The following is a 25,827-nucleotide window of genomic DNA, read 5'->3' as shown; positions in this document are numbered from 1 at the left end:
TTTTATCCATTGTTGCGGCTACGTGTCGCCCGTTCCAATGAGGCCATCCCTGGACCTGCCAACCCATCATAAACACTGCGCAGGCCCGGCGTCTCAAACGAACAAAAAGGGCAAAGACATGGCGACGTGCGGCGAAGTATTGGTCAAGTTACTCGAAGATTACGGGGTCGAGCAGGTGTTCGGCATTCCCGGGGTGCACACCGTGGAGCTGTATCGCGGGCTGGCCCGTTCGAGCATCAACCACGTCACTCCGCGTCACGAACAGGGCGCCGGTTTCATGGCCGACGGTTATGCGCGCACCAGCGGCAAACCGGGTGTGTGCTTCATCATCACCGGCCCTGGCATGACCAACATCACCACCGCCATGGGCCAGGCTTATGCCGACTCGATCCCGATGCTGGTGATTTCCAGCGTGCAATCGCGCAGCCAATTGGGCGGCGGTCGCGGCAAGCTGCATGAGCTGCCGAACCAGAGCGCACTGGTCGGCGGCGTGGCAGCGTTCTCCCACACCTTGATGTCGGCGGCTGAGTTGCCGGGCGTGTTGGCCCGCGCCTTCGCGCTGTTCCAGGCTGGTCGTCCGCGTCCGGTGCACATTGAAATCCCGTTGGACGTATTGGTCGAAGAGGCCGATGACTTGCTCGCCAGCGTGCCGGTGAACATCGACCGCGCCGGTGCTTCGCCCAGCGCGATCAGCCGCATGACCGACTTGCTGGCCGGTGCCAAGCGCCCGTTGATTCTCGCCGGTGGCGGCGCCATCGATGCCGCGGCCGAATTGACCGAACTGGCCGAACTGCTGGACGCGCCAGTGGCCCTGACCATCAATGCCAAGGGCATGCTCGAATCCCGCCACCCGCTGCTGATCGGTTCGACTCAAAGCCTGGTAGCCACTCGCGCGCTGGTCGCCGAGGCCGACGTGGTGCTGGCCATCGGCACCGAACTGGCTGAAACCGATTACGACATCACCTTCGCCGGCGGCTTCGAAATTCCTGGCGTGCTGCTGCGCGTGGACATCGACCCCGACCAGACTGTGCGTAATTACCCGCCGAAAGTCGCGTTGGTGGCCGACTCGCGCAACGCCGCTCAGGCCTTGCTGAGTGCGCTGTCCCACAAGTCACTGGCCGAGCGTCGCAACGATTGGGGCCAGGTGCGTGCCGCGCATTTGCGCGATGAGTTGGCCGCATCCTGGGACGCCCCGACGCTGGCCCAGACTCGCTTCCTGGAAACCGTTTTGCATGAATTGCCGAACGCGGTATTCGTCGGCGATTCGACCCAACCGGTGTACACCGGCAACCTGACCTTCAACCCGGAGCGCCCGCGCCGCTGGTTCAACTCGTCCACCGGTTACGGCACCCTCGGTTATGCCTTGCCGGCGGCGATTGGCGCCTGGCTCGGTGGCCGCATCGAAGGCGGCGCACGCCCTCCGGTGGTGTGCCTGATCGGCGACGGTGGCCTGCAATTCACCCTGCCGGAACTGGCCAGCGCGGTGGAAGCACGCACCCCGGTGATCGTCCTGCTGTGGAATAACCAGGGCTACGAAGAGATCAAGAAATACATGGTCAACCGCGCCATCGAGCCGGTGGGCGTGGATATCTACACCCCCGATTTCATCGGAGTGGCCAAGGCCCTGGGCTGTGCGGCCGAGGCGGTCAGCAGTGTTGACGGATTGCGTGATGCATTGCGCCTTGCCACCGATCACCAGGGCCCGACCCTGATTGAAATCGATCAGACCCAGTGGATGAAGGCGGTGTCGCAATGAGTTTTCCAACTACTTTGGATGGCCTGTACATCAACGGCCAATGGGCCGCCGGCCACGAACACTTGCGCGTGATCAACCCGGCGACCGAAGCCCTGTTGACCACCGTTAATGGTGGCGATGCACAGGCTGTCGATCAAGCCGTCACAGCCGCGACCCATGCGTTCAAAGCATGGTCGAAAACCACCGGCGCCGAGCGCGGGGCGATCCTGCGCAGAATCGCCGCGGGCGTGCAGGCCGGTCGCGAGCAGTTGATGAAATTGCAGTCGAGCAACAACGGCAAACCGCTGTTCGAAGCGGCCATCGACGTCGACGACGTGATCGCCACCTTCGAGTATTACGCCGAGCTGGCCGAAGGCCTGGACGCGAAGCAAGACAGCGCCGTGGCGTTGCCGAGCGATGATTTCAGCGCCCGTTTGCGCCGCGAACCGTGCGGTGTGGTGGGGCTGATCGTGCCGTGGAATTTCCCGATGGTCACCACCGCCTGGAAACTCGCCCCGGCCCTGGCCGCCGGTTGCTGTGTGGTGCTTAAACCGTCGGAAGTGACGCCGCTGCCGGAGCTGGAGCTGGCGACGATCATTGCCGAAGCGGGCCTGCCAAACGGAGTGTTCAATCTGGTCTGCGGCACCGGCCTGGCGGTTGGCGCACCGCTGTCGGCTGATCCGCGCATCGCCAAGATTTCCTTCACCGGCAGTAACGCGGTGGGCGTGCAGGTGATGCAGCGAGCGGCAGAAACCGTAAAGGGTGTGAGCCTGGAATTGGGCGGCAAATCTTCGCTGCTGGTACTCGCCGATGCCGACATCGAACTGGCCGTGGAAGTGGCCTGTGGCGGTGGTTTCTTCAACGCCGGGCAAATGTGTTCCGCCACCAGCCGCGTGCTGGTTGCCGATGAGCTGGCGGAAGAATTTGTAGCGCGATTGAAGGTGCGCGCCGAAGCCATTCGCGTGGCCGACCCGTTCGATCCGAACGTGGAAATGGGCGCACTGGTCAATCAGGCGCAATACCAACGTGTTCTGGGCCACATCGACCGTGGTTTGAGTGCCGGGGCGAAGCTGATCTGCGGCGGTAATCGCCCGGCGGACCTGCCTCGCGGCTATTTTTTGCAGCCGACCGTTTTCATCGACGTGCCCCTCGACAGTGCGCTGTGGTGCGAAGAGATTTTCGGTCCAGTGATCTGCGTACGCAGTTTCAGCTCTGAAGCCGAGGCGATTGCCCTGGCCAACGACAGCCAGTTTGGCCTGGTGGCCAGCGTGGTCACTCGCGATAACGAGGTCGCGGATCGGGTCGCCAACGCTTTGCAGGCGGGGCTTGTATGGATCAACGCGCCGCAAGTGATTTTCCCGCAGACCGCCTGGGGTGGCTACAAACAGAGCAGCATCGGTCGCGAATTGGGGCCGTGGGGTTTGCAGGCTTTCCAGGAAATCAAACACGTGATTCGGGCCGTCTGACAGCACGAAAAAGGTGAGCGCATGCCTCGCGATGAGGCATGCGCCAGCGTCATGGCTTCAATGAGTTTTTATCGATAGTCAGGTGTTTTGCACGACCTCAGGATGAACCCGCCGGTGCAGCTCAAGTCCTTTGAAACCGGGGACTGTAAGCCGATCTGGCCGCGCGGATGCAACGGTTGCGACCAACCTCATACTTAAAAAAACAAAGGGAGTCCTTCATGGGCGAGCACGATCTGAACAGACGTCAATTCATCAAAACCGTGGGCGTGGCGTCCGTGGCTGCGGCGGCCATGAGCATGCCGTTCATCAAGGCCAATGCCAGCGACACACGCTTCCAGGGCAAGACCTTGCGCTTGCTGACCTGGTCCGATGACACCGGCCTTGCGGCACTGCGCAATATCGCCGCGACGTTCGAAGCCAAGTACGGCTGCAAGGTCATCGCTGACCGCACCGGCAGCACCTCGGAAATGGTCGCCAAACTCAAGGCCGGCGGTGATCGTCCGCAGTACGACATCATCACCCTGGCCGGCGTCGGCGCCGAAGGTCTGGCCGCCGCCAACCTGCTGGAAAAACCCGATCTCAACCGTATCCCTAACCTGATCGACGTGCCGGAGCAATACCGCACTGGCGCCAACGGTCACGGCATCGGTTACCTGCTGTGGTGCAACAGCCTGGTCTATAGCACCCGCACCATCAAGGAAGCGCCGGACAGCTATGCCGCCCTGTGGGACGCGGAGCTGTCGCCGAACATCTTCCTGCCGCCGCCGAACTGGACCGAGGCCATGGACCTGATCATCATCGCCGCCAAACTGGCCGGTGGTGACGAACACAACATCGAGCCAGGCTTCAAGAAACTCGCCGAGCTGAAAGACCGCGTCGTGACCCTGGGCGAAAACCCGAACCAGATCGCCGAGCTGTTCCGCACCGGTTCCCTGGACATGGGTGGCTTGTACGCGCCGGCGTTCTTCCCGAAACAGATTCGCGATCCAGCCTACGGTCTGGGCGCCACGTTCGGCATGAAGGAAGGCTTCTACACCGACCTGATGCTGTCGGTGATGCCGAAGAATCGTCCGGGCGATACCGACCTGGCCTACGCCTTCATCAACCACTCTCTGGACCCGCTGGTGCAGGGCAAGATGGCCGAAGACATCTACAACGGCCCGGTCAACGCCAAGGCGATCATCTCCGCCGAAGCGCGCAAGAGCCCGTACATCCTCACGCCGGAGCAGATTGCCGAGAAGGCGATCATGCACGACAACGCCTTCCTGGCCACCGTGCATGACCAATGGATTCGTCGTTACACGGAAATCTTTTCTTCCTGATCGAGTGGCTTACGCAAGCCTTCTGGGACACCACAAATCCAATGTGGGAGCGGGCTTGCTCGCGAATGCGGTGTGACATTCAACATTGATGTCGACTGACACGGCCTCTTCGCGAGCAAGCCCGCTCCCACAGGGTTCAACGTGGTTTCAAGTCTTGTGTTCGCTCAGCTGCTTTCCATTGACGAGACCCTTGCTATGGAACACCAACCTCTGACCCATCCGGTAAGCGCCGCACCCGTGCGCATCAATCGGGGTGTCTCACCGACGGCGCGCGCGTGGCTTTTTCTCTCGCCGTCGATGCTGTTTCTCGGCGTGCTGATTGCCGCCAGCCTCTTGGTACTGCGCATGAGCGTCGGCACCAAAGGCGCGGAGTGGTCCGGCTTCAGCCTGGCCAGTTACGCCCAATTGCTGGAACCCTATTACCTCAAATCGTTGCTGCTGACCTTGCGCCTGGCACTGATCAGCGCGGTGATTGCGGTGCTGCTGGCGATCCCGGTGGCCTACACCATGTCACGGCTGACCTCGCCGTTTGTGCGGCGGATCTTCCTCGCGGCGGTGCTGCTGCCCTTGCTGGTCAACCTGCTGCTGCAAAGCTACGGCTGGCTGGTGATTCTCGGCCCCGGCGGCATGCTCAATCAGGCGCTGATGGGCCTGGGCCTGATCAAGCGGCCGATCATGCTGCTGTACAACCAGAACGGCGTGTTGATGGGCCTGGTGCAAACTGCGTTCCCGTTGGCCGTGCTGCCGATTGCCAGCGCCATGCGCGGTGTCGCCCGCACTTACGAAGAAGCCGCTGCCACCCTCGGCGCCAGTCGCTTGCAGGTGTTCCGCCAGGTGGTGTTGCCGATGAGTTTGCCGGGGATCATCACTGGCGCGACGCTGGTGTTCGCCTACAACGCCAGCAGCTTCGTGGTGCCGCTGCTGCTTGGTGGTCGACGCGTGCCGATGCTGGCGGTGATGGTGCATGACCAGATCGCCCCGCTGATGAACTGGCCCGCCGCGTCGGCTGCCGGTGTGGTGCTGATCGTTACCACCCTGGCGATCATGACCTTGTCCGAATACATCACTGGCCGTCGTCGGCGCATGCTGGAGGCTTCCCAATGAGCACCCTGATCAAGAAGCGCCATTCGCTGCTGCCAGGTGATACCGGCAAGTTTGCCGGCATCCTGTCGGGCTTCATTTTGCTGCTGGCGGTGCTGCCGATTTTGACCATGATCGTCATGTCGTTCAGCGGTGCATCGAACCTCGATTTCCCGCCCAGCAGCTACAGCCTGCAATGGTACAAAGCCGCCTGGAACACCTTCGTGTCGCCGGACGCCAGCGATGTGCTGAGCCTCGGCAAAGCCATGACCACCAGCCTGATGGTGGCCTGCCTGACCATGATTTTCGCCACGATTATCGCGGTGCCGGCAGCCTATGCCCTGACCCGTTGCGAGTTCCGCGGCAAGGCCGTGGCGCTGCAATTGATGTCGCTGCCACTGGTGTTCCCGATGGTGGTGTTGGGCCTGGCCTTGCTGCTGGTGTTCGACAGCCTGCCGTTCCACATCACCACCTCGCGGCTGGTGATTGCCCACGTGATTCTGGCGCTGCCGTTCGTGGTGAAAAACTGCACCGCGGCGATGCTTTCCATCGGCAGCGAAGTCGAAGAGGCCGCGCAAATGCTCGGCGCTTCACCGACTCGGGCGATTGTCGATGTGGTGGTGCCGCTGATGAAGTCGGGGATTCTGGCGGGCATGTTGCTGGCGTTCATCGTCTCGTTCAACGAATTCACCGTGACCTATTTTCTCTACACCATCGACGTCATGACCGTGCCGATCTGGATGTACAGCCGCACCGTGTCTTCGCTCGACCCTACCGTTTTCTCGTTTGCCGTGCTGATCGTGCTGATCGACTTTGTACTCATTTGGGCGCTGGAAAAGTTGGTTGGCGAAGGCGGCGTTTCGTTCTGATTCTTGAGGTGCAACATGACTGGTCTGATTCTGGAAAACGTCGAGAAACATTACGGCTCGGCCTGCGCGGTAAAGGATGTGAACCTGCATTTGCCCGAGGGCAAACTGGTGTGTTTCCTCGGCCCTTCGGGCTGCGGCAAAACCACCTTGCTGCGGATGATCGCCGGGCTGGAAACCCTGACCGGTGGCGAGATTCGCCTGGACGGCGAAGACATCGGCCATACGCCGGCGCATCAGCGTAATTTCGGCATGGTGTTTCAATCGCTGGCGCTGTTTCCACACATGACGGTGGGGGAGAACATCGCCTATCCGTTGAAACTGCGCGGGGTCAGCAAGGCTGATCAACAGGCGCGGGTGGTGGAGTTGCTGGAGCTGATCCAGCTGCAGGAAATGATTGATCGCCCGGTGGCGAAACTCTCTGGCGGTCAGCGTCAGCGCGTGGCGATTGCCCGGGCGATTGCTTCGCGGCCAAAAATCCTCCTGCTCGATGAACCGCTGTCGGCGCTGGACGCCAAGCTGCGCGAATCGATGCAGGTGGAAATCCGTCAGCTGCAACAACGTTTGAACATCACCACCATCATGGTCACCCACGACCAGCGCGAAGCCATGACCATGGCCGACATCGTGGTGGTGCTGGGGGAACATCGGGTGCAGCAGGTGGGCTCGCCGATTGAAATCTACCGGCATCCAGCCAATGAATTCGTCGCGGATTTTATTGGTTCGGGAAACATTTTCCCGGCCACGGCGCTGGGCAACGGCAAGGTCAGCTTGCCCGGTGGCGATGCGCTGCAAGTGCCAATCTGCAGCAGCATTGTGGTGGGGGAGAAGGTGAAGATGCTGATTCGCCCGGAAGACCTGCAACTGTCGCAACCTCAGGCCACAGCGGGCAATCGCTTGCTCGGGAAGGTGACGTTTGTACGGGATATCGGGGCGACGATTGAAACCACCGTCGAGTGTTCCGGGGTGTCGTTTACCGCATTGAGTACGCCGTGTCAGGGGGTTGGGTTGAGCATTGGCAATCCGGTGTCGGTGACCTTGCCGGCTGAGGCTTGCCGCGTGTTGAGCGCCTGACTTTAGAGGTGGGTCGCCTTTGCCGGCCCCTTCGCGAGCAAGCCCGCTCCCACAAGGGATCTGCGGTGTTCACTTATTTTGTGTCCACCACAAATCCAATGTGGGAGCGGGCTTGCTCGCGAAGGGGCCATCAGCCACACCGAAAACGTCAGATCAAACCGACAACCGCAACCGCGCCAAATCCCGCAGCGGCGGCGCGCCAAACAATCGGCTGTATTCCCGGCTGAATTGCGAAGGGCTTTCATACCCCACCCGATAACCTGCCGCCGAAGCCTCCAGCCCTTCGGCCAGCATCAACCGCCGCGCCTCTTGCAGGCGCAACTGCTTCTGATATTGCAGCGGACTCATCGCCGTCATTGCCTTGAACCGGTGATGCAATGTCGACACGCTCAGGTTCACTTCCCGCGCGAGATCATCGATGCGCAGCGGTTGCTCATAATTGCCGTTGAGCCATTTGATCGCCTGGCTGATGCGATGGCTCTGGCTGTTGGCGATGGCAATCTCGTACAGCCGATGCCCCTGCGGGCTGCGCAACAGCCGATACAGAATCTCTCGACAAATCAGCGGCGCCAGCATGGCGATGTCTTTGGGTGTGTCCAGCAAACGTGCCAGACGCAGCACGGCGTCGAGCATTGCCGTGTCGATCTGCTCGACATACAGGCCGCGACCAGTAGGCCGTGTGGGGACGCCGATGGGGCCGGCGTCGGCAATCAGCGCGGTGATTTCCGCGGGGTCGATGTCCAGCCGCACGGCGAGGATCGGTTCTTCGGGCGAGACATTCACCACCCGCCCGCTCAACGGCATCGAGACCGACACCACCAGGTAATTCAGCGGGTCGTAGTTGAAGTATTCATCCGCCAGCCGCACTTCCTTGCGCCCCTGGGCCATGATGCACAGGGCCGGTTGCGCCAGCACCGGGGCGAAGTCATGGTTTTGACTGTGGCGCGACATGAACAGCGAACCGACGGCGGTGGCATACGTGCCATCCTCCATCGTGTTACGACGGATGAGGGCGGCCAGTTCCGCGCGCTGTTTTTCCATGTCGGCATCCAGCGGGGCTTGAAAGTGATCGAGCGACGACATGCTGGGCATCCTCGGTGACGCGTTGGTAATGGGCTGAGCTTAAATTTGTGCAAGGGACAGCGGTAGACACATCCTGCCAAAAGCTTGCCTGATTCTGCACGAGGTAAATACGCGGGGCTGCTATGGCAGGTCAGCGTCGGGAAAACTTGCTTGAAAGTCGTGTTGCAGCGATGTGACAGTGGTTTACATGCTGTTACAGACGTTTTTTGCAGCCGCGCAGGATTGTGCAATGCGTCGGCAGGAATCGACTAACGACGACTGCGACACGCCGCCTAATCTTGGATCCTGTCGCAGCCCGTCCCCGGCTGCCACTGGATGACCTGGGAGGGTTGAACATGTCTACGCAAATCCCCGTCAGTCATATGGCCTTCATTCGCGCCCGCGCCGGGCGTTCGGCAGAACTCGGTGCGCGCCTGAGCGCGCTGATCGAGCCGTCGCGCAACGCGCCGGGTTGCCTGAGTTTTGCCCTGCAGCACTCGCAATGCGATCCCGAGCTGTGGCTGGTGTCCGGTTTCTGGGACAACCAACAGGCCATGACCGCTTACTTCGGTAGCCCGGCGATGCAGATTTTTGCCGAGCTGGTGCAGGAGCTGGTGGTCAATAGCCTGGATTTTCATACCTTCAAGGATGTCTCGGTGGCCCAGGCCCTTGGCCAGTCCCAGGCAGCGGTACACAAACTCGTCGGTTGAGGGTTTAATGGCGCAATTCTCCATTAGCCAGGATCCGCGACATGGCACGCAAAGCCTTTGAACACTTCGAAGCCGTTTCAGCAGTAGTACCGGGCGAGGGCGGTTACCACGCCGCAATTGCCGTCAAAGCCCTCGGCGGTTCCGGTGCCCCGACTTTTCACAAAGTGCTGGAAGGCCAGACTTTCAAGACCGCTCATGAAGCGGACGAGGCCGCGGCCAAAGAGCTGACCCGCCTCAAAGACGTTAAAGAAGACGCCGACCTGCTCTGGTAATCACTTGACCGCCCCCGGGCGGAACATTTTGAACAATGCCTCTGGCCCCAGCTGAAAGTAATCCGCCGGCCCGCCGCCGCGCAGAATCGGTTCTGCCGCGGCGGTGTCGTACACCCCATCCTTCAACAGCCATTTGGCGATGTGCACGGCGACCACTTCGCCGAGAATCAGCCAGCTCGGCACCACTTCCTTGTTGGCGCGCTGCAACTGAATGATCTGCGTGACTTTGCATTCAAAGGACACCGGGCTTTCGGCAACCCGTGGCACCTGAATGATTTTCGACGCCGCAGTGGTCAGCCCGGACAGTTCGAACTCGTTGACCTCAGGCCCGACCATGGCGCAGCTCCGGTTCATCTGCTCGGCCAGCGGCCGGGTCGCCAGGTTCCAGGCGAATTCGCCGGTCTGCTCGATGTTGTTCAGGCTGTCTTTACGCCCGACGCTGGAAAACCCAATGATCGGCGGGATGTAGTTGAAGGCGTTGAAAAAGCTGTAGGGCGCCAGATTCAAGCAGCCGTTGGCGTCCTGGGAAGAAATCCAGCCGATAGGGCGCGGGCCGACGATGGCATTGAACGGGTCATGCGGCAGGCCGTGGCCGTTGGCGGGTTCGTAGAAATGGATATCGTCGGGCATGAACGGGTTCCTGAGGCGTTGATTCGGAATCGATCATAGTGCAAGGACGAGCGGGTTATTTCCAGCGATGAGATCTAATGTGGGAGCGGGCTTGCTCGCGAAAGCGGTGTATCGGTCAGCATCCTTGTTGAATGTTAAACCGCTTTCGCGAGCAAGCCCGCTCCCACAGGTTGACCGAGTTCTTTCAGAAGAAAATGCGGTCGAATGTGGGAGCGGGCTTGCCCGCGAAGAGGCCATAACAGCCTCCATCAATGTAATGGTCAGTCCGTCTCGATCCGCGAATGTTTGCGGGTGTCTTTCATGGTGATGTACACCAGCAACGACACCGCGATGCACGCCGTGACATACCAGTAGTAACCGGTTTCCATGCCGATGCTCTTGAACCACAGCGCGATGTATTCAGCGGTACCGCCGAAGATCGACACGGTCAGCGCGTAGGGCAAACCGACGCCCAGCGCACGGATCTCGGTGGGGAACAGTTCAGCTTTGACCACCGCGTTGATCGAGGTATAGCCGCTGACGATGATCAGCGCCGCCATGATCAGGAAGAATGCGCCCCACCAGCTCTGGACAGTGTGCAGGGTGGTCAGGATCGGCACGGTGAACAACGTCCCGAGGATACCGAAGGCAATCAGGATCGGCCGGCGACCGACTTTATCCGACAGCCCGCCAACGATCGGTTGCAGGCACATGAACAGAAACAGCGTGGCTGCCGAGATGCTGGTGGAGTCGGTGATGCTCATGCCGACGGTGTTCACCAGGTATTTCTGCATGTAGGTGGTGTAGGTGTAGAACGCCAGGGTGCCGCCCATGGTCAGGCCGACCACGGTCATCAGTTCCTTCGGGTGGCGCATCAAGGTGCGCATCGCGCTTTCCTTGGCCTTCTCTTTCTTGGTGAACGACTCGGTTTCTTCCATACCACGACGCAGGTACAGCGCGACCACGGCACACAGCGCACCGATGGCGAACGGGATGCGCCAGCCCCAGGCGTAGAGTTGCTCGGTGGTCAGGGTCTGTTGCAACACAATCAGCACCGCCAGGGCGATGAGTTGGCCGGAGATCAGGGTCACGTACTGGAAGCTGGAATAGAAGCCGCGACGCTCCTTGGTCGCCATCTCGCTGAGATACGTCGCCGAGGTGCCGTACTCACCCCCAACCGACAAACCCTGCAGCAGGCGAGCGAACACCAGCAGGATCGGCGCACCGATACCGATGGTTTCATAATTGGGGCTCAAGGCGATCAGCAGCGAGCCGAAACACATCAGATACACAGAGGCCATCAACGCACGTTTACGACCGGCGCGGTCCGCGTAGAGGCCCATCAGCCAGCCACCGATCGGACGCATCAGGAAGCCCACGGCGAAGATCGCAGCGGTGTTCATCAGCTGTGCGGTGGAGGAACCGGCGGGGAAGAAGGTTTTGGCGAAGTACAGGGAGAAGGCGGCGTAGACGTACCAGTCGTACCACTCGACCATGTTGCCGACAGAGCCGCTGAAGATCGATTTGATCCGGCTGGCGGTGGTTCTTTCTTTAGCCGGCGCGGCAGCCGACCCAAGAGGCAGGGCGTTGGAGTTATCCATTGAAGGATCCTTCATTTAATTGTTTTTGTGGAGCGCGTGTAAACGCAGCCTGCCAGGGCTATAGCAGGAGCTGTGCCAAGAGGAGGAGGGCCGCTTTAGAGGGGGTAGGAGGTTTTGTTGAGCGGAAATCCGCTTATTGCGCGCAAGGTAACGAGCGGATTTCCGCGCACGAACCGGCCCCCTGTAGGAGCGAGGCTTGCCCGCGAAGAGGCCATCAAGATCGCCAAAAGCTTCGCGGGCAAGCCTCGCTCCTACAGGTCCGGGTTGTTCGGGTTGTCAGGGGAGTCCGGAGGTGTCCCGGGTCAGATGAACATCTCCCGGCTCAACCCATGCCGCTGCATCTTTTCATTAAAGGTACGGCGCGGCAGTTGCAGCTCTTCCAGCACCGCTTTCACATCGCCTTTATGCCGGGTCAATGCCGCGCGCAGGCAATGGGCTTCGAAGGCTTCTTGCTGCGCCGCCAGTGACTGGCCAGGGTCGATCCCCGCCGGTTCCGGTTCGCCGAGGCCCAGCACTTGTCGTTCGGCGACGTTCGCCAGTTCACGCACATTGCCCGGCCAGTCGTGGCTCAGCAGATGGCTCAGTTGCGGCCCGCTCAAGGGCGCAAAGGTGCGACCCAAACGCTCGGCAGCGCTTTGAGCGAAGAACTCGAACAACAGGGGAATGTCTTCACGCCGATCGCGCAATGGCGGCAGACGCAACTCGGCGACGTTCAATCGATAGGCCAGATCCTCGCGAAAGCGTCCGGCCCGGGCTTCATCCAGCAAGTCGGGTTTGGTCGCGGCGATGATCCGCAAGTCCACGTGGATGCTCTGGTTGGAACCCAGGCGCTCAAGCTTCTGCTCCTGCAGCACCCGCAGCAGTTTCACCTGCTGAGCCAGCGGCATGCTTTCGATTTCATCGAGAAACAACGTGCCCCCGTCGGCGTATTCGAGCTTGCCAATGCGTTTACCCTGGGCGCCCGTGAACGCGCCGCTCTCATGACCGAACAGTTCGGCCTCGAACAACTGCTCCGGAATCGCCGCGCAATTCAGCGCCACGAAGGCTTTGTCGGCGCGCGGACCGAAGTCGTGCAGGCAACGGGCGACCAATTCCTTGCCGCTGCCGGTTTCGCCACGGATCAGTACATTGACCGGCAGCATTGCCAAATCCAGCACTTGGCGGCGCAGGGTCTGCAACCCACGGGACACCCCCAGCAGCGTGGCATCGAGTTTGGCGCGATTGTCCGCCTGCTCATGCAGCGCGCGGTTTTCCAGCACCAGTCGACGCTTGTCCAGCGCCCGACGCAGACTGCTCATCAGGGCTTCCGGGCTGAAGGGTTTCTCAAGGAAATCGTAGGCGCCATCGCGCATGGCTTCGACGGCCATCGGCACATCACCGTGACCGGTCAGCAGGATCACCGGCAAATCAGCATCGCGGCGCTGGACTTCAGCCAGCAGCTCCAGCCCCGTCATGCCGGGCATGCGCACATCGCTGAGAATCACTCCGGGGAAATGTCTGGGCAGTTGCGCCAGGCATTCGTCGGCGCGACTGAACAGCTGCACCTCGAACCCTGACAGGCTCAGCCACTGTTCGACAGCGCTGCGGATGCTGCTTTCGTCATCGACCACCATCACCGAATTGAGCATCAGGCAGGGACCTCCAGATCAATAGGTAACGTCAAGGTGAATACCGCGCCGTTTTCGCCATTGTCAGCACTCAAGCGTCCGCCTGCTTCGTGAACGATAGCGAAGGATACGGCCAGCCCCAGACCCAGGCCATCGCCCACCGGTTTAGTGGTGAAGAACGGATCGAAGACTTGTGCCAGATGTTCTTCGGCAATGCCGCCACCGTTATCGGCGACGGTCAGGCGCCACAATTGTTCATCGGCTTCGAGGCGGATTTCCAGACGTTTGCAGGGTTTGTCGTGCATCGCATCCAGGGCATTGCGCAGCAGGTTGATCAGCACCTGTTCCAGGCGAATCGCATCGCCACGCACCCAGGCCGGGCGCGTCAGGTGCAGCACCAGACTGACGTTTTCGTCCCGCAAGCGCGTATCCAGCAACTGCAAGGATTGATCGACCACCGTTGCCAGGTCCAGCCGTTCACGCAGGCCGCTGGGGCTTTTGCGGGCGAAGGTTTTCAGGTGGCCGGTGAGCGCGGCCATGCGGGTGAGCATATCGTCCACCGGTTTCAGCGCCTTGTAAGCGTCTTCAACCCGACCATGATCGAGCAGCAGGCGCAAGGTCGCCAGTTGCATGCGCTGGGCAGTCAGCGGCTGGTTGATTTCATGGGCCAGCGCCGCCGACATTTGCCCCAGCGCCGCGAGTTTGGCCGATTGCACCAAGCCATCCTGGGCGGTGCGCAAATCCCGGGTGCGTTCTTCTACGAGTCGTTCGAGTTCTTCGCGGCTGCGCTGGCGCAATTTCGCCAGCCGCCAACGCTGATTGAGAAACAGCAACAGAAACACCACGGCCAGCCACACCCCGGCAGCCGCGAGCCCGGCGTTGCGCAGGTCTTCGAAGGCTACCTGCGGGCGGCGCAGCAAGTGCAGCGTCCAGCCTTCGGTGGCCAGCGGCAGGGACTCCCAGAGGTAATCCGCCGTACCCTCGGGGCCATTGACCCGGGTCAAATCACTGTTGTCGTCGAAGCGCCGCACCGAACGATATTCAAGCGGGGTCAGCGGCTGCTTGTCGTATTGGCGGGTGGTCTTGAGCTCAGTGTGATCGCTGGCGCTCAGCGGCCGCAGCAGGCGATAACGCCAGCCCGGCTGGTTGGCGATGAAGATGATCCCGCGCGCATCGCTCACCAGCAACGTGTCGCTGCCCTGACGCCATTCGCGCTCCAGTTCCGGGAATTCGAGTTTGACCACCATGGCACCGAGAAACTCACCACTGTCGCTGGTCACCGCGCTGGACAGGAAGTAGCCGGGAATGCCGCTGGTCACGCCCACCGCATAAAAACGCCCGGTGCCCTGAGTGCGGGTCTGGCTGAAGTAGGGGCGAAAGCCGTAGTTGTGGCCGACGTAACTGCTGGGCAGGCGCCAGTTGCTGGCGGCCACGGCGAGGCCGGTGTGGTCGAGCAGTTCCAGGGTCGAGGACTGTGCGGCGCCGTTGATTTTTTCCAGTTTGCGATTCAATGCAAGCTGCTCTTCGGGGCTCACTTCACCGTTTAGCGCGGCGCGCAACTCCGGGTCCAGCGCCAAGACGGCAGGCAGGGCGCGATAGCGTTCAATCAGGGTGTGCAGGGAGTTGGCGTACAACGCCAATTGCTGACTGGCGCGGGCGGCGTCTTCTTCCTGCGCCTGACGCTCGGCGTGGCGGATGGCCAGGGTCGCGGCGAGCGCTGCACCGGTGATGATCAACAGGGTGTACAACGACAGACGCAAGGTACGGGAAGTCGGCAGCATGCTGTAGGAAACAGGTTGAAGGTTGGGCTGGCACCATACCATGAGGCCGCACATCCTTCGTCCCAGCATGACATGTTCAGACGGTAGTGAATTTACTCGATCGAGAGCGCAACATGGTCTGGGTATACGCCAATTCGTTAGTCACCTCTGCTTAGATCAAAGGGTTAAATCGATATCCAAAAAAAAGGCCGGGTCGTCTGGGGAGACGGCCCGGCCTTTTCAGCAAGTGAGGGAAGCGCTTACTGCACTTCCACCGCCAGGCTTTCACTGATCTTTTTCTGCCAGATGGCAGGACCGGTGATGTGTACCGACTCGCCCTTGCTGTCGACCGCAACGGTCACAGGCATGTCTTTGACGTCGAACTCGTAGATCGCTTCCATGCCCAGTTCGGCGAACGCCACCACGCGGGATTTCTTGATGGCTTGCGCCACCAGGTAAGCCGCGCCGCCGACAGCCATCAGGTAAACGGCTTTGTGGTCCTTGATCGCTTCGATCGCGGTAGGCCCGCGCTCGGATTTGCCGATCATGCCCAACAGGCCGGTTTGCTCGAGGATCTGACGGGTGAACTTGTCCATCCGCGTCGCGGTGGTAGGACCGGCAGGGCCAACCACTTCTTCGCGTACCGGATCAACCGGGCCAACGTAGTAGATGAAGCGACCCTTGAGGTCCACCGGCAGGGTTTCACCCTTGTTCAGCATCTCGACCATGCGCTTGTGCGCCGCGTCGCGACCGGTGAGCATTTTGCCGTTGAGCAGGACGGTTTCGCCCGGCTTCCAGCTCTGCACTTCTTCCGGGGTCAGCGTGTCGAGGTTGACGCGACGGGCCGATGGGCCGGCTTCCCAGACGATTTCCGGGTAAGCGTCCAGCGGTGGCGCTTCCAGCGAGGCCGGGCCGGAACCGTCGAGCACGAAGTGCGCGTGACGGGTGGCGGCGCAGTTCGGGATCATGCACACCGGCAGGGACGCGGCGTGGGTCGGGTAATCCATGATCTTCACGTCGAGCACGGTGGTCAGGCCGCCCAGGCCCTGGGCGCCGATGCCCAGTTGGTTGACCTTCTCGAACAGCTCCAGACGCATCTCTTCGATACGGTTGGACGGGCCGCGCTTCTTCAGCTCGTGAATGTCGATGGATTCCATCAACACTTCCTTGGCCATTACCGCGGCTTTCTCGGCGGTGCCGCCGATGCCGATGCCGAGCATGCCCGGTGGGCACCAGCCGGCGCCCATTTCCGGAACGGTCTTGAGCACCCAGTCAACGATCGAGTCGGACGGGTTGAGCATGGCCATTTTCGACTTGTTCTCGGAACCGCCACCCTTGGCTGCCACGTCCACTTCCACGGTGTTACCCGGAACGATGGAGTAGTGAATAACGGCCGGGGTGTTGTCCTTGGTGTTTTTGCGAGCGCCCGCCGGGTCGGCGAGGATCGAAGCACGCAGGACGTTTTCCGGCAGGTTGTAAGCCCGGCGTACGCCTTCGTTGATCATGTCGTCCAGGCCCATGGTGGCGCCATCCCAACGAACGTCCATGCCCACGCGCACGAACACGGTAACGATACCGGTGTCCTGGCAGATCGGGCGGTGGCCGGTAGCGCACATGCGCGAGTTGATCAGGATCTGCGCCATGGAATCGCGAGCCGCCGGCGATTCTTCACGCAGGTAGGCCTCGTGCATCGCCTGGATGAAATCCACGGGGTGGTAGTAGGAAATGAATTGCAGGGCGTCGGCAACGCTCTGAATCAGGTCGTCTTGCTTGATCACGGTCATGAGTCGCGCTCCTCTAAAAGACGGGAACATTCAATAAGGTGCTTGCAGCTTGGGTGCATCGGTCGGTTGCAAGCACCTTTCAAGGCACGCCGGGCATGCTGGCGCGACGCTAAAAAGGCGCGGCAGTATACCGCGCCTCGCAGGCGGGCACATCCGTTGACAGTCAAACGTTGGTCGCATACCGCCCATATTGATGAACCCGCCCCAATGCAGAACCTGTAGCAGCTGCCGAAGGCTGCGTTCGGCTGCGAAGCAGTCGTAAAATCTGAGATTGCGGTATGTCAGGCAGACTGCGTCAGCCGGATTCACGACTGCTTCGCAGCCGAACGCAGCCTCGCAAGCTCGACAGCTGCTACAGCGAACGCAGCCTTCGGCGGCTGCTATAAGGAATGCTGCAAGGCTCGGCTCACATGGAGTTAGGGTCATGGCTTTGACGCCAGTTTTCTGCCCCGAAAATTGAATGGTCATTTATCAGACTCGCCACTAAAGTGGCATCCGGCCTGTAGAGTAGGACACTCGATCAGCCTCCTTTCCCACGGTGAATCAGCGATTGACCCATAACGCCATTCAGCGGCTTTTGCTTAAACGCTTTGCCCTTGCAGCCGGCACTTACGCCTTGGCTTTGCTGCTGCTGTGGCTGGCGTTTTTCACCGGTCACTACCAGGAATCCGTCACCGGCATGGCGATCGGCAGCGCGTTGGTGGTGCTCAGCCAGGCGGTGTTGTTCGCGGTGTTCTCGAGCGGTCGCAACCTGCGTTTTTCCGATCCGAGCCTGACCGAAGTGCAAATACTGCTGGGGCTGGGTTGGCAAACCTGGCTGATAGCGCACCTGGACGAGGCGCGCGGCGCGTTTCTGGTGTTTTACCTGCTGATTCTGTTGTTCGGGCTGTTTCATCTTTCGCGCACGGCTTTCGCCCGTTGCGCGTTTCTGGTGTTTTTCAGTTTCAGCGCCATCACCTTGTGGGAGGGCTACCACTTTCAGCTGCCCGACCCGACGCTGGCCCTGTTGCAGGTGTGCGTGCTGTTGGTGGTACTCGCGTGGCTGGTGCTTTACGCCCGTTACGTCCAGATGTCGCGCCAGCGTATGCGTCAGCGGCGGTTTGCCTTGCAGGCGCATCAAGACACCCTGCGCGGGATGATGCGCCAGCTCGAAGGCCTGGTGGCGACCGACGAACTCACCGGGCTGTTCAACCGCCGGCATTTCCTGCGCCTGGCCTCACGCGAGTTGAACGCCATGGAAGCCGATGTGGTGCATGGCCTGGCGTTGATCGACCTCGATCACTTCAAACGCATCAACGATGTTCATGGCCATGCCGCCGGCGATCAGGTGCTGCAAGCGTTTGCCGGAGTGGCCACCGCCTGCCTGCGCGATGGCGATGTTCTGGCCCGTTATGGCGGTGAAGAGTTCGTGGTGCTGTTACCCGATTGCGATGCCGAGCGCCTGACGGCGTGTTGTGAGCGGTTGCGCATTGCGTTCATGGATGTCGAATTGGTCGGCCTGGATGTGCGCAACCTCAGCCTGTCGGTGGGCATGACTTTGTTGACGCTCGGCGACGATCTGGATGATGCCTTGCACCGCGCGGATCAGGCGCTGTATCGCGCCAAGCGTGATGGCCGTAACCGTTGCGCGGCGGCCTGGGAGAATGTCGATGCCTGAGTTACGGGTCGGCGAACGCCAATGGACGGTGGCGGCGGGGAGCAACCTGCTCGATGCCTTGAATCAGAACGGCGTGTCGGTGCCCTATAGCTGCCGCGCCGGCAGTTGCCATGCGTGCCTGGTTAAATGTGTCGAGGGCTTGCCCAGCGACAGCCGTCCCGATGCCTTGAGCCATGAGCAGCGTCAGCAGGGTTGGCGGTTGGCCTGTCAGTGCCAGGTGGTCGATGATCTGCAAGTCGAAACCTTTGACCCGTTGCGTGATGGACTTGCCGCTCAAGTGGCCGCCAGCGATTGGCTGAGCCCCAGCGTTTTGCGTTTACGCCTGACGAGTGAGCGACCGTTGCGCTATCAGGCGGGGCAGCATCTGGTGTTGTGGGCGGGCCAGATTGCGCGACCGTATTCCCTGGCCAGTCTGCCGGAAGAAGATCGCTTTTTGGAGTTTCACCTCGATTGCCGTCAGCCCGGGGAGTTCAGTGATTCGGCACGCCAGTTGAAAATCGGCGATCCGATCCGCCTCGGCGAGTTGCGCGGTGGAGCGTTGCATTACGACCCGGACTGGCATACCCGACCGCTGTGGTTATTGGCGGCCGGCACCGGTCTGGGGCCGTTATTCGGTATTTTGCGCGAAGCCTTGCGTCAGGATCACCAGGGCCCCATCCGCGTCATTCACCTGGCCCATGATGCGGGTGAGCATTATCTGGCCAAACCCCTGCAAGCCATGGCCGACGGCCGTGAAAACCTTAGCATCGAGCTGTGGACCGCGGCCGAGTTGTCCGCGGCTTTGGCACAACTGCGCCTTGTTTCGCGGCAAACCCTGGCCTTAGTCTGCGGGGCCCCCGACAGCGTCGACGCCTTTGCCCGGCGCCTGTACCTGGCGGGATTGCCGCGCAATCAACTGCTGGCGGATGTCTTTCTACCCCGTGGTTGAGCGCTGATTTCTCTGTGGCGAGCGAGCTTGCTCGCGCTGGGCTGCGCAGCGGCCCCAAAAGTTTGTGAGCGCTGCGCACTCAAGCGCGAGCAAGCTCGCTCGCCACAGTTGATCCTCTCAGATCAGGACTCACCATGCCCGATACCATCCAGTTTGAACGCGAGCGCGGCCTGCTGACCCTGCGTATCAATCGCCCCGAGAAGAAAAACGCCCTGACGCGTGCCATGTACAGCCAACTGGCGGAGGGTTTGCGGCTTGCCGACAGTGATCCCGAAATCAACGCAGTGCTGATCACCGGCAGCGCCGAATGTTTCACCGCCGGCAACGACATCTTTGATTTCCTCCAGCAACCCCCGAGCAACCTCGACAGCCCCGTGTTCCACTTCATGCTCAATTTGCTCGAGTGCCGCAAGCCGGTGATCGCCGCCGTGGCCGGCGCGGCGGTGGGGATCGGTACGACGATGCTGCTGCATTGCGATCTGGTTTACGTCAGCACCGACGCCCGGTTGCGCATGCCGTTCGTCAACCTCGGGTTATGCCCTGAGTTCGGCTCCAGCCTGATCCTGCCGCGAATGCTCGGGCATGCCAAAGCGGCGGAGCTGTTGTTGCTGGGCGAGGGTTTCAGTGGTGAACAGGCGGCGGTTTGGGGGATCGCGACTGAAGCTTTAGGCAGTGGCGAAGCGGTGTTGGCCAAGGCACGGGAGATGGCGTTGCGTTTCGAGTCGTTGCCGGCGGAAGCGGTGCGCATCAGCAAGCAATTGATGAAAGCGCCGGATCGGGAACAGATACGCAAGGTGATAGAAGAAGAGGGCGCGTTGTTCACCCAGCGGCTGCGTTCGCCGGAAGCGATGGCGGCGTTGTCGGGGTTTATCAACAGGCATTAAACCCGCGGTGGCCGGGCGGGCCTCTTCGCGAGCAAGCCCGCTCCCACATTGGATCTGCAGTGTTCACAGGTTTTGTGTCACCCACAAATCCCCTGTGGGAGCGGGCTTGCTCGCGAAGAGGCCAGACCGAACTACATCTCTTTCGGATCAGCATGCAAAAAGCCCCGCCATTCACATGGCGGGGCTTTTGTTTTTCAGCGCTCGATCACTCAGACCATCGGGTCGCCAACGTGCAGGATTTTCATCCCGTTGGTGCCGCCGGTGGTGTGGTAGCTGTCGCCCTTGGTCAGGATGACCCAGTCGCCTTTCTCGACCACACCCAACTTGAGCAACTCGTCGATCGCAGCCTGGCTGACTTGCTCAGGCGGCAAGGACGCCGGGTCGAACGGTACGGTGTAGACGCCACGGAACATGGCCGCGCGGGCCTGGGTTTCGCGGTGCGGGGAGAACGCGTAGATCGGCACCGAGGAACGGATGCGCGACATGATCAACGGCGTGTAGCCACTTTCGGTCAACGCGATGATCGCCTTCACGCCCGGGAAGTGGTTGGCGGTGTACATGGCCGCCAGCGCGATGCTCTGGTCGCAGCTTTCGAAGACCTTGCCGATGCGGTGGCTGGAGGTCTTGCTGGTCGGGTGCTTTTCAGCGCCGATGCAGATGCGCGCCATGGCTTGCACGGCTTCCAGCGGGTACAAACCGGCAGCACTTTCGGCCGAGAGCATCACGGCGTCGGTGTAGTCGAGCACGGCGTTGGCTACGTCGGAGACTTCGGCGCGGGTCGGCATCGGGTTCTGGATCATCGACTCCATCATCTGGGTCGCAACGATCACCGCTTTGTTGTGGCGGCGTGCATGCAGAATGATTTTCTTCTGAATGCCCACCAGTTCGGCGTCGCCGATTTCCACACCCAGGTCACCACGGGCAACCATCACCGCGTCGGAGGCTTTGATCAGGCCGTCGAGGGTTTCGTCGTCGGCTACGGCTTCGGCGCGTTCGATCTTCGCCACCAGCCAGGCAGTACCGCCGGCTTCGTCGCGCAGTTGACGGGCGTATTCCATGTCGGCGGCGTCGCGCGGGAAGGACACCGCGAGGTAGTCGACTTCCATTTCGGCTGCGAGCTTGATGTCGGCCTTGTCTTTTTCGGTCAGGGCCGGTGCGGTCAGGCCGCCGCCGCGACGGTTGATGCCTTTGTGGTCCGACAGCGGGCCGCCGATGGTCACGGTGCAATGCAGCTCGGTGGCGGTGGCGGTGTCGACGCGCATCACCACGCGGCCGTCGTCGAGCAGCAACTCGTCGCCCACGCCGCAGTCTTTCACCAGGTCCGGGTAGTCGATGCCGACCACTTGTTGGTTGCCTTCGGTCAACGGATGGCTGGTAGAGAAGGTGAATTGATCACCGATCTTCAGCTCGATCTTCTTGTTGGCGAATTTGGCGATACGAATTTTCGGGCCTTGCAGGTCACCCAGCAGGGCGACGAAGCGGCCGTGCTTGGCAGCGAGGTCACGCACCAGCTTCGCGCGAGCCTTGTGCTCGTCGGGGGTGCCGTGGGAGAAGTTCAGACGGGCGACGTCCAGGCCAGCCAGAATCAGCTGTTCGAGAACTTCCGGCGAGTTACTGGCCGGGCCAAGGGTAGCGACGATTTTGGTGCGACGGACGGACATGCATAGACTCCTGAGTTCAAGCGCTAGCAGAGGCTACTATGGTCCGTAGGTGTAGTCATTGTTCGTTTGCACTACTTTTTTTGAAGAACTTGGTTATTAGTTTCTTTATTGAACGCGACAATCGGCACAAACCGTCCTGAAGATTTCCGCCAACGGGTCGATACAGAGCTCAAGACAGGAGATCCCCCATGCGATTCGTGCTCATTGCCGCCCTTGCCATTAGTGCCCTCAGTGTCACGGGCTGCACCCGTTGGTCGATGAACCATCATTTGAATAATGCCTACAGCGCCTATGAGCGCGGCAACTGCGAGCAGGTGATGCTCGAACTGTCCAAGGTCGAGCGTGCCAGCCATGCGCGGCCTTATGTGTGGCCGGAAGTGTCGATGATGCGCGGCCAGTGCCTGGAACGGCAGAAGCTGTTTATCGATGCGGCGCAGACTTACCAGTTCATCATTGCCTCTTACCCGCAAAGCGAATACGCCTACCGCGCCCGTGCCCGCCTGGAAACCTTGCAGAGCCTGGGCCATTACCCGACCCGCAGCGCAGCGGCGGTGCGTCCAACCCGGTTCTGATTGTCATGCGACAGCGGTGAGCTATAGTCCAATGGATCGGTTTAGAGCCTTGCCTCTAATTCGAGGTAACACCTGTGATCGGCAGCAGTAAGCGACAGCGGTTGGAAGGGCTGTCGCACCAGGATCGGGAGAGCGCGGCTGATGCCTATAAAACAATAGAGCAGGCCCGTTCCGAAGTATTGGTGCGGCCCTGCTTAAGGGCCTTGCGTAGCGAAATCAGCATGTTCACTGACCGCCGGATCGAGCGGCATCAACTGCCGTATTTTCTCAAAGTGTTCAACAGCGTCACCGACAAGCCCATCGGCTTTCTGGGTAATCTGTCCGAGGATGGGCTGATGTTGATCAGCCAGTTGCCGATGATGGTGGGCGCCGATTTTAATCTGCGCCTGAAAATCCCCATGGATGGCCATTGTCATCAGGTGATCGACCTCGATGCCTGCTGTCTGTGGTGCCACGAAGACGCAACCCCCCACCACTATGACGCCGGCTTCAGCCTGCAACGGGCACCGCCGGAGTATGGGCAATTGGTGGAGGCGTTGAGGCAGTACTTCAGTTTTCAGCCATTGCCTGCCTCTGCTTGAAGGCTGCGGCGCTTTCACTATTGCCATCGCGGGCAAGCCCGCTCCCACAGTTTCGGCGGTGTTCACCGAAGATCCCTGTGGGAGCGGGCTTGCCCGCGATGGCGTCAGGCCAGACGGCCAATACTTAAAGGCTAGGCTGGCTTAATCGCCCGCTCGATATCCAGCGACCGCTCCGCCAGCATCAACCCCATCTCGCTCATCTGATAAATCGCCATCGCCAGATGCCGCTGTTTGTCTTCCAGGCTGTCCGCCAGGTCCAGCAGCAGAAGGCTCACCGAAGAAAAGGTTTCATAGGTCTGGATGATGAGGGCTTCGGGGTTTGCATCGGATACGACGGTGAACATCTTCATGGATCGTTCCTCGGTGGTGCGTTCTTCGGCAAAGCACGGTTTAGTGTTTTCCCGTTTGAGATAGTGATCGAGGGCCCTGTCGGCAGCTTCGTGGAGTTTTCTCGAGTCGAGGGTGCTGTAGGGCGAACTGGAGGTGGTTTTGAGTGGGTTGGGTCGGGGCGTTATCACGGTTAACTCCTTGTTGGGGCTGCCACCGATTCGGAAATAACGAAAGGGCGGCGACAGGAGAACCTTATGTCGGGACGGACACCACCCACAATCAGACGGGTCGCTGATATTTGTAGGCAGAGGCGCTTCATTCTGTAGTCATTAGCGCAGTTATTCGCGAAGCCTGATGGGAGAGGACAACAAGCAGATTACCGGCCATTAACGTCAGTTTTTACATGGCAGAGCTTATTGCCCCCTCGTTACTACACGATCAGGAATATCGGGTAATGCCTAGGAGAAACTACAAATATTGAAGGTTAGCTAGTCATTAAGATCAGGCTTTTTGGGAATCTGTGAATCTTTAAAATCGGTGGAGATAGAAATAAGTGCCAAAGAGATAAAATCTTGGTTTGCATCTAGCGTTTGTAAGGCGCATCGGATGTTATCCGCTGTTTCGGCAGCCCCTTGCTGCGCCACCCAATTCGATAGCTCCTCTACAGCGGCACACAATGCCAGTTGGTTCTCATTGATCTGCGTTAGCACTGAAGCGAATAGTTTTGCCTCGTCCATGATTGATTCCTTGTGATAGAGCTATCAGATTGTTGGGTGGGACTGCTTCTCGTAATTACTCTGGGGTGGGAGCTAGTCATACGTGCTCGCACATTATATTCATATCGTGACATGACTATTTTGTATGGGATTGGCCATTACATCGTTCCAGCTTTTTTCCATCCCATATACCGCGTCACCATCTCGGCCCCCAGTTCTGAGGGCCGAGCATCCAGCACCGGAACACCATGAGCACTCAACTGCTCATGGAGCTCTGCCCGTACATTCATATAATCCACTATCCCGCAATAGGCCAGCGCCTCGGGCAATGTTTGTACCGGCGCGTGCCGCAGACTGTCGAGCACCTCTTCGCGCAGGCTGACCACCAGCACTCGATGTTGACGGCCCAGGCGTTTGACGGCGGTGAGCAGTTCTTCGTCGTCTTCGTCTCGCAGGTTGGTGACCAGTACCACCAGTGCCCGGCGTTTTTGTCGGGCCAGCAGCTGGTTGATGGCGGCTGGGTAATCGGCAGGGCGTTGCGTGCTGGCCAGGTCGTAGACGGTGTTGAGCAACACGTTGAGCTGGTCTGTGCCCTTGACCGGAGCGAGGTAGCGTGGCGAGTCGCTGGCGAAGGTACACAGGCCCACCGCATCACCTTGACGTAGCGCGACGTAACTGAGCAGCAGGCAGGCGTTGAGTGCATGGTCGAAATGCGACAGTTCACCGTCCTGGCTGCGCATGCGCCGGCCGCAGTCAAGCAGGAACATGATCTGTTGATCGCGTTCGTCCTGGTACTCCCGGGCAATTGGCGTGCGTTGGCGCGCAGTGGCTTTCCAGTCGATCTGACGCAGGCTGTCGCCTTCTCTGAATTCCCGTAACTGGTGAAACTCCAGACCCAGACCACGGCGTTGACGTTGACGCACGCCGAGTTGACTGAGCCAGTTGTCTACCGCCAACAGTTGGCCGCCGTAGAGGTGAGCGAAGTCGGGGTAGACGCGGGTGTGGTGGGTCAGGTTCAGAATGCGTTTGTCGAGCCACAGACCCAACGGACTTGGCAGGCGGATTTCGCAGTGTTCAAAGGTGAAATGGCCGCGTTTGAGGGGGCGTAGCCGATAGCCGATGTGGCTGCGCAGGCCGGGTTGCAGCTCGACTGGCAGTGGCAGGTTTTCGAAGCTCAGGCCGTCCGGCACGTGGTCGAAGAGCTGAATGCTCAAGGGCTGGGCAAGATCATGCTCGACCTCCAGCCGTACTTCGCCCCATCGACCGAGCGCCAGGCTGCCGGGCATATGCCGTTGCACACGAGGCGAGGGCAGTCGTTTGAGGCGGATGGCATCGAGTATCGCCAGGGCCAGCAGCGCCAGGAGCAATCCCCAGTTGATCGATAACAGGCTGGATGGAATGGCGATGTCCAAGGCTCGCAACGTGCCTAGCACGATGCCGATGGCCAACAGTAGCGCGAGCCAGATCAGGAGAAGGCGAGAAGGCTTCATCAGCGCACACCTTTTGTGGTGAGGGAGCTTGCTCCCGCTCGGCTGCGAAGCAGTCGTAGA

23 protein-coding genes are annotated in these 25,827 nt (G+C 60.4%); 13 read left to right on the top strand and 10 right to left on the bottom strand.

All coding sequences use genetic code 11. The features are described 5' to 3' along the window. The first annotated feature begins 118 nt into the window (after positions 1 to 118). From KW837_RS19355 to KW837_RS19330, 6 genes are all read left to right on the top strand, one after another. Positions 119 to 1,756, top strand: coding sequence for a 5-guanidino-2-oxopentanoate decarboxylase (locus KW837_RS19355; RefSeq protein ID WP_218397992.1), 1,638 nt, complete (start codon positions 119 to 121; stop codon positions 1,754 to 1,756). Beyond that, positions 1,753 to 3,201, top strand: a complete 1,449-nt coding sequence (locus tag KW837_RS19350; protein WP_218397990.1) for an aldehyde dehydrogenase family protein — start codon at positions 1,753 to 1,755, stop codon at positions 3,199 to 3,201. Before KW837_RS19355 ends, KW837_RS19350 begins: the two co-directional genes overlap by 4 nt. 218 nt (positions 3,202 to 3,419) lie before the next feature. After that, the gene (locus KW837_RS19345; RefSeq protein WP_008010017.1) at positions 3,420 to 4,523 is read left to right on the top strand and encodes an ABC transporter substrate-binding protein; all 1,104 of its coding nucleotides are present in this window, start codon (positions 3,420 to 3,422) and stop codon (positions 4,521 to 4,523) included. 195 nt (positions 4,524 to 4,718) lie between these two features. Further along, positions 4,719 to 5,627: an ABC transporter permease gene (locus KW837_RS19340; RefSeq protein ID WP_007898367.1), complete on the top strand. Its 909-nt coding sequence runs from the start codon at positions 4,719 to 4,721 to the stop codon at positions 5,625 to 5,627. Continuing rightward, positions 5,624 to 6,472, top strand: coding sequence for an ABC transporter permease (locus KW837_RS19335; protein WP_218397988.1), 849 nt, complete (start codon positions 5,624 to 5,626; stop codon positions 6,470 to 6,472). The genes KW837_RS19340 and KW837_RS19335 overlap by 4 nt, the downstream gene beginning before the upstream one ends. A gap of 15 nt (positions 6,473 to 6,487) precedes the next feature. Continuing rightward, positions 6,488 to 7,543: an ABC transporter ATP-binding protein gene (locus KW837_RS19330; RefSeq protein WP_008069588.1), complete on the top strand. Its 1,056-nt coding sequence runs from the start codon at positions 6,488 to 6,490 to the stop codon at positions 7,541 to 7,543. A 153-nt stretch (positions 7,544 to 7,696) separates the two neighbouring features. Here the strand turns inward: KW837_RS19330 and KW837_RS19325 are convergent, their stop codons facing one another. Continuing rightward, entirely contained in the window at positions 7,697 to 8,626 is a 930-nt protein-coding gene (locus KW837_RS19325; protein ID WP_218397985.1) for an AraC family transcriptional regulator, read from the bottom strand. Positions 8,627 to 8,961: 335 nt separating this feature from the next. Here KW837_RS19325 and KW837_RS19320 point away from each other — a divergent pair, with 335 nt between their 5' ends. Beyond that, entirely contained in the window at positions 8,962 to 9,315 is a 354-nt protein-coding gene (locus KW837_RS19320) for a putative quinol monooxygenase (RefSeq protein WP_218397982.1), read from the top strand. A gap of 41 nt (positions 9,316 to 9,356) precedes the next feature. Next, positions 9,357 to 9,587, top strand: a complete 231-nt coding sequence (locus KW837_RS19315; protein WP_008010028.1) for a hypothetical protein — start codon at positions 9,357 to 9,359, stop codon at positions 9,585 to 9,587. Here KW837_RS19315 and KW837_RS19310 read toward each other — a convergent pair whose 3' ends face one another. The 5 genes from KW837_RS19310 to KW837_RS19290 form a co-directional block, all read right to left on the bottom strand. Further along, entirely contained in the window at positions 9,588 to 10,217 is a 630-nt protein-coding gene (locus KW837_RS19310; RefSeq protein ID WP_218397980.1) for a flavin reductase family protein, read from the bottom strand. It lies immediately after the preceding gene. 260 nt (positions 10,218 to 10,477) lie between these two features. Further along, positions 10,478 to 11,797 carry an MFS transporter gene (locus tag KW837_RS19305; protein WP_218397978.1) on the bottom strand — a complete coding sequence of 440 codons (1,320 nt, stop codon included), beginning with the start codon at positions 11,795 to 11,797 and terminating at the stop codon, positions 10,478 to 10,480. Between the two features lie 302 nt (positions 11,798 to 12,099). Next, complete coding sequence (locus tag KW837_RS19300) at positions 12,100 to 13,425, bottom strand: sigma-54 dependent transcriptional regulator (RefSeq protein ID WP_218397975.1); 1,326 nt, start codon at positions 13,423 to 13,425, stop codon at positions 12,100 to 12,102. Then, positions 13,425 to 15,185 (bottom strand): ATP-binding protein, encoded by a 1,761-nt coding sequence (locus KW837_RS19295; RefSeq protein ID WP_218398035.1) that lies wholly within the window; start codon positions 15,183 to 15,185, stop codon positions 13,425 to 13,427. Before KW837_RS19295 ends, KW837_RS19300 begins: the two co-directional genes overlap by 1 nt. Before the next feature lie 239 nt (positions 15,186 to 15,424). Then, positions 15,425 to 16,948, bottom strand: coding sequence for a fumarate hydratase (locus tag KW837_RS19290; protein ID WP_019693298.1), 1,524 nt, complete (start codon positions 16,946 to 16,948; stop codon positions 15,425 to 15,427). Positions 16,949 to 17,498: 550 nt separating this feature from the next. Here KW837_RS19290 and KW837_RS19285 point away from each other — a divergent pair. The 3 genes from KW837_RS19285 to KW837_RS19275 all read left to right on the top strand — a co-directional run bounded on the left by KW837_RS19285 (position 17,499) and on the right by KW837_RS19275 (position 20,417). Further along, entirely contained in the window at positions 17,499 to 18,605 is a 1,107-nt protein-coding gene (locus KW837_RS19285; RefSeq protein ID WP_218397972.1) for a diguanylate cyclase, read from the top strand. Continuing rightward, positions 18,598 to 19,533 (top strand): iron-sulfur-binding ferredoxin reductase, encoded by a 936-nt coding sequence (locus KW837_RS19280; RefSeq protein WP_218397969.1) that lies wholly within the window; start codon positions 18,598 to 18,600, stop codon positions 19,531 to 19,533. The genes KW837_RS19285 and KW837_RS19280 overlap by 8 nt, the downstream gene beginning before the upstream one ends. Before the next feature lie 134 nt (positions 19,534 to 19,667). After that, positions 19,668 to 20,417, top strand: a complete 750-nt coding sequence (locus tag KW837_RS19275; protein WP_218397967.1) for an enoyl-CoA hydratase-related protein — start codon at positions 19,668 to 19,670, stop codon at positions 20,415 to 20,417. 209 nt (positions 20,418 to 20,626) lie between these two features. Here KW837_RS19275 and pyk read toward each other — a convergent pair whose 3' ends face one another. Beyond that, entirely contained in the window at positions 20,627 to 22,078 is a 1,452-nt protein-coding gene (gene pyk, locus KW837_RS19270; RefSeq protein WP_218397966.1) for a pyruvate kinase, read from the bottom strand. Between the two features lie 188 nt (positions 22,079 to 22,266). Here pyk and KW837_RS19265 point away from each other — a divergent pair, with 188 nt between their 5' ends. Both KW837_RS19265 and KW837_RS19260 read left to right on the top strand, forming a co-directional pair. Next, positions 22,267 to 22,650, top strand: coding sequence for a tol-pal system YbgF family protein (locus tag KW837_RS19265; RefSeq protein WP_008069622.1), 384 nt, complete (start codon positions 22,267 to 22,269; stop codon positions 22,648 to 22,650). A 221-nt stretch (positions 22,651 to 22,871) separates the two neighbouring features. Continuing rightward, complete coding sequence (locus tag KW837_RS19260; RefSeq protein WP_218397964.1) at positions 22,872 to 23,231, top strand: PilZ domain-containing protein; 360 nt, start codon at positions 22,872 to 22,874, stop codon at positions 23,229 to 23,231. A gap of 131 nt (positions 23,232 to 23,362) precedes the next feature. On the opposite strand, the gene KW837_RS19255 is transcribed toward KW837_RS19260, so the two are convergent. The 3 genes from KW837_RS19255 to KW837_RS19245 form a co-directional block, all read right to left on the bottom strand. After that, entirely contained in the window at positions 23,363 to 23,749 is a 387-nt protein-coding gene (locus tag KW837_RS19255; RefSeq protein WP_218397962.1) for a DUF6124 family protein, read from the bottom strand. Positions 23,750 to 24,049: 300 nt separating this feature from the next. Continuing rightward, positions 24,050 to 24,298, bottom strand: coding sequence for a hypothetical protein (locus KW837_RS19250; RefSeq protein WP_218397960.1), 249 nt, complete (start codon positions 24,296 to 24,298; stop codon positions 24,050 to 24,052). 137 nt (positions 24,299 to 24,435) lie between these two features. Beyond that, positions 24,436 to 25,767, bottom strand: a complete 1,332-nt coding sequence (locus KW837_RS19245; RefSeq protein ID WP_218397958.1) for a DUF58 domain-containing protein — start codon at positions 25,765 to 25,767, stop codon at positions 24,436 to 24,438. Positions 25,768 to 25,827 lie beyond the last annotated feature (60 nt).

This window comes from Pseudomonas sp. PDM24 (assembly GCF_019218905.1).
Lineage (GTDB): Bacteria > Pseudomonadota > Gammaproteobacteria > Pseudomonadales > Pseudomonadaceae > Aquipseudomonas.
This window is presented reverse-complemented; position numbering and strand designations above follow the sequence as displayed.

Excerpts from the sequence above, each read along its gene's own strand:
- KW837_RS19355 (WP_218397992.1), top strand. The coding sequence starts at position 119 with ATGGCGACGTGCGGCGAAGTATTGGTCAAGTTACTCGAAGATTACGGG.
- KW837_RS19350 (WP_218397990.1), top strand. The coding sequence starts at position 1,753 with ATGAGTTTTCCAACTACTTTGGATGGCCTGTACATCAACGGCCAATGG.
- KW837_RS19345 (WP_008010017.1), top strand. The coding sequence starts at position 3,420 with ATGGGCGAGCACGATCTGAACAGACGTCAATTCATCAAAACCGTGGGC.
- KW837_RS19340 (WP_007898367.1), top strand. The coding sequence starts at position 4,719 with ATGGAACACCAACCTCTGACCCATCCGGTAAGCGCCGCACCCGTGCGC.
- KW837_RS19335 (WP_218397988.1), top strand. The coding sequence starts at position 5,624 with ATGAGCACCCTGATCAAGAAGCGCCATTCGCTGCTGCCAGGTGATACC.
- KW837_RS19330 (WP_008069588.1), top strand. The coding sequence starts at position 6,488 with ATGACTGGTCTGATTCTGGAAAACGTCGAGAAACATTACGGCTCGGCC.
- KW837_RS19325 (WP_218397985.1), bottom strand. The coding sequence starts at position 8,626 with ATGTCGTCGCTCGATCACTTTCAAGCCCCGCTGGATGCCGACATGGAA.
- KW837_RS19320 (WP_218397982.1), top strand. The coding sequence starts at position 8,962 with ATGTCTACGCAAATCCCCGTCAGTCATATGGCCTTCATTCGCGCCCGC.
- KW837_RS19315 (WP_008010028.1), top strand. The coding sequence starts at position 9,357 with ATGGCACGCAAAGCCTTTGAACACTTCGAAGCCGTTTCAGCAGTAGTA.
- KW837_RS19310 (WP_218397980.1), bottom strand. The coding sequence starts at position 10,217 with ATGCCCGACGATATCCATTTCTACGAACCCGCCAACGGCCACGGCCTG.
- KW837_RS19305 (WP_218397978.1), bottom strand. The coding sequence starts at position 11,797 with ATGGATAACTCCAACGCCCTGCCTCTTGGGTCGGCTGCCGCGCCGGCT.
- KW837_RS19300 (WP_218397975.1), bottom strand. The coding sequence starts at position 13,425 with ATGCTCAATTCGGTGATGGTGGTCGATGACGAAAGCAGCATCCGCAGC.
- KW837_RS19295 (WP_218398035.1), bottom strand. The coding sequence starts at position 15,185 with ATGCTGCCGACTTCCCGTACCTTGCGTCTGTCGTTGTACACCCTGTTG.
- KW837_RS19290 (WP_019693298.1), bottom strand. The coding sequence starts at position 16,948 with ATGACCGTGATCAAGCAAGACGACCTGATTCAGAGCGTTGCCGACGCC.
- KW837_RS19280 (WP_218397969.1), top strand. The coding sequence starts at position 18,598 with ATGCCTGAGTTACGGGTCGGCGAACGCCAATGGACGGTGGCGGCGGGG.
- KW837_RS19275 (WP_218397967.1), top strand. The coding sequence starts at position 19,668 with ATGCCCGATACCATCCAGTTTGAACGCGAGCGCGGCCTGCTGACCCTG.
- pyk (WP_218397966.1), bottom strand. The coding sequence starts at position 22,078 with ATGTCCGTCCGTCGCACCAAAATCGTCGCTACCCTTGGCCCGGCCAGT.
- KW837_RS19265 (WP_008069622.1), top strand. The coding sequence starts at position 22,267 with ATGCGATTCGTGCTCATTGCCGCCCTTGCCATTAGTGCCCTCAGTGTC.
- KW837_RS19260 (WP_218397964.1), top strand. The coding sequence starts at position 22,872 with ATGTTCACTGACCGCCGGATCGAGCGGCATCAACTGCCGTATTTTCTC.
- KW837_RS19250 (WP_218397960.1), bottom strand. The coding sequence starts at position 24,298 with ATGGACGAGGCAAAACTATTCGCTTCAGTGCTAACGCAGATCAATGAG.
- KW837_RS19245 (WP_218397958.1), bottom strand. The coding sequence starts at position 25,767 with ATGAAGCCTTCTCGCCTTCTCCTGATCTGGCTCGCGCTACTGTTGGCC.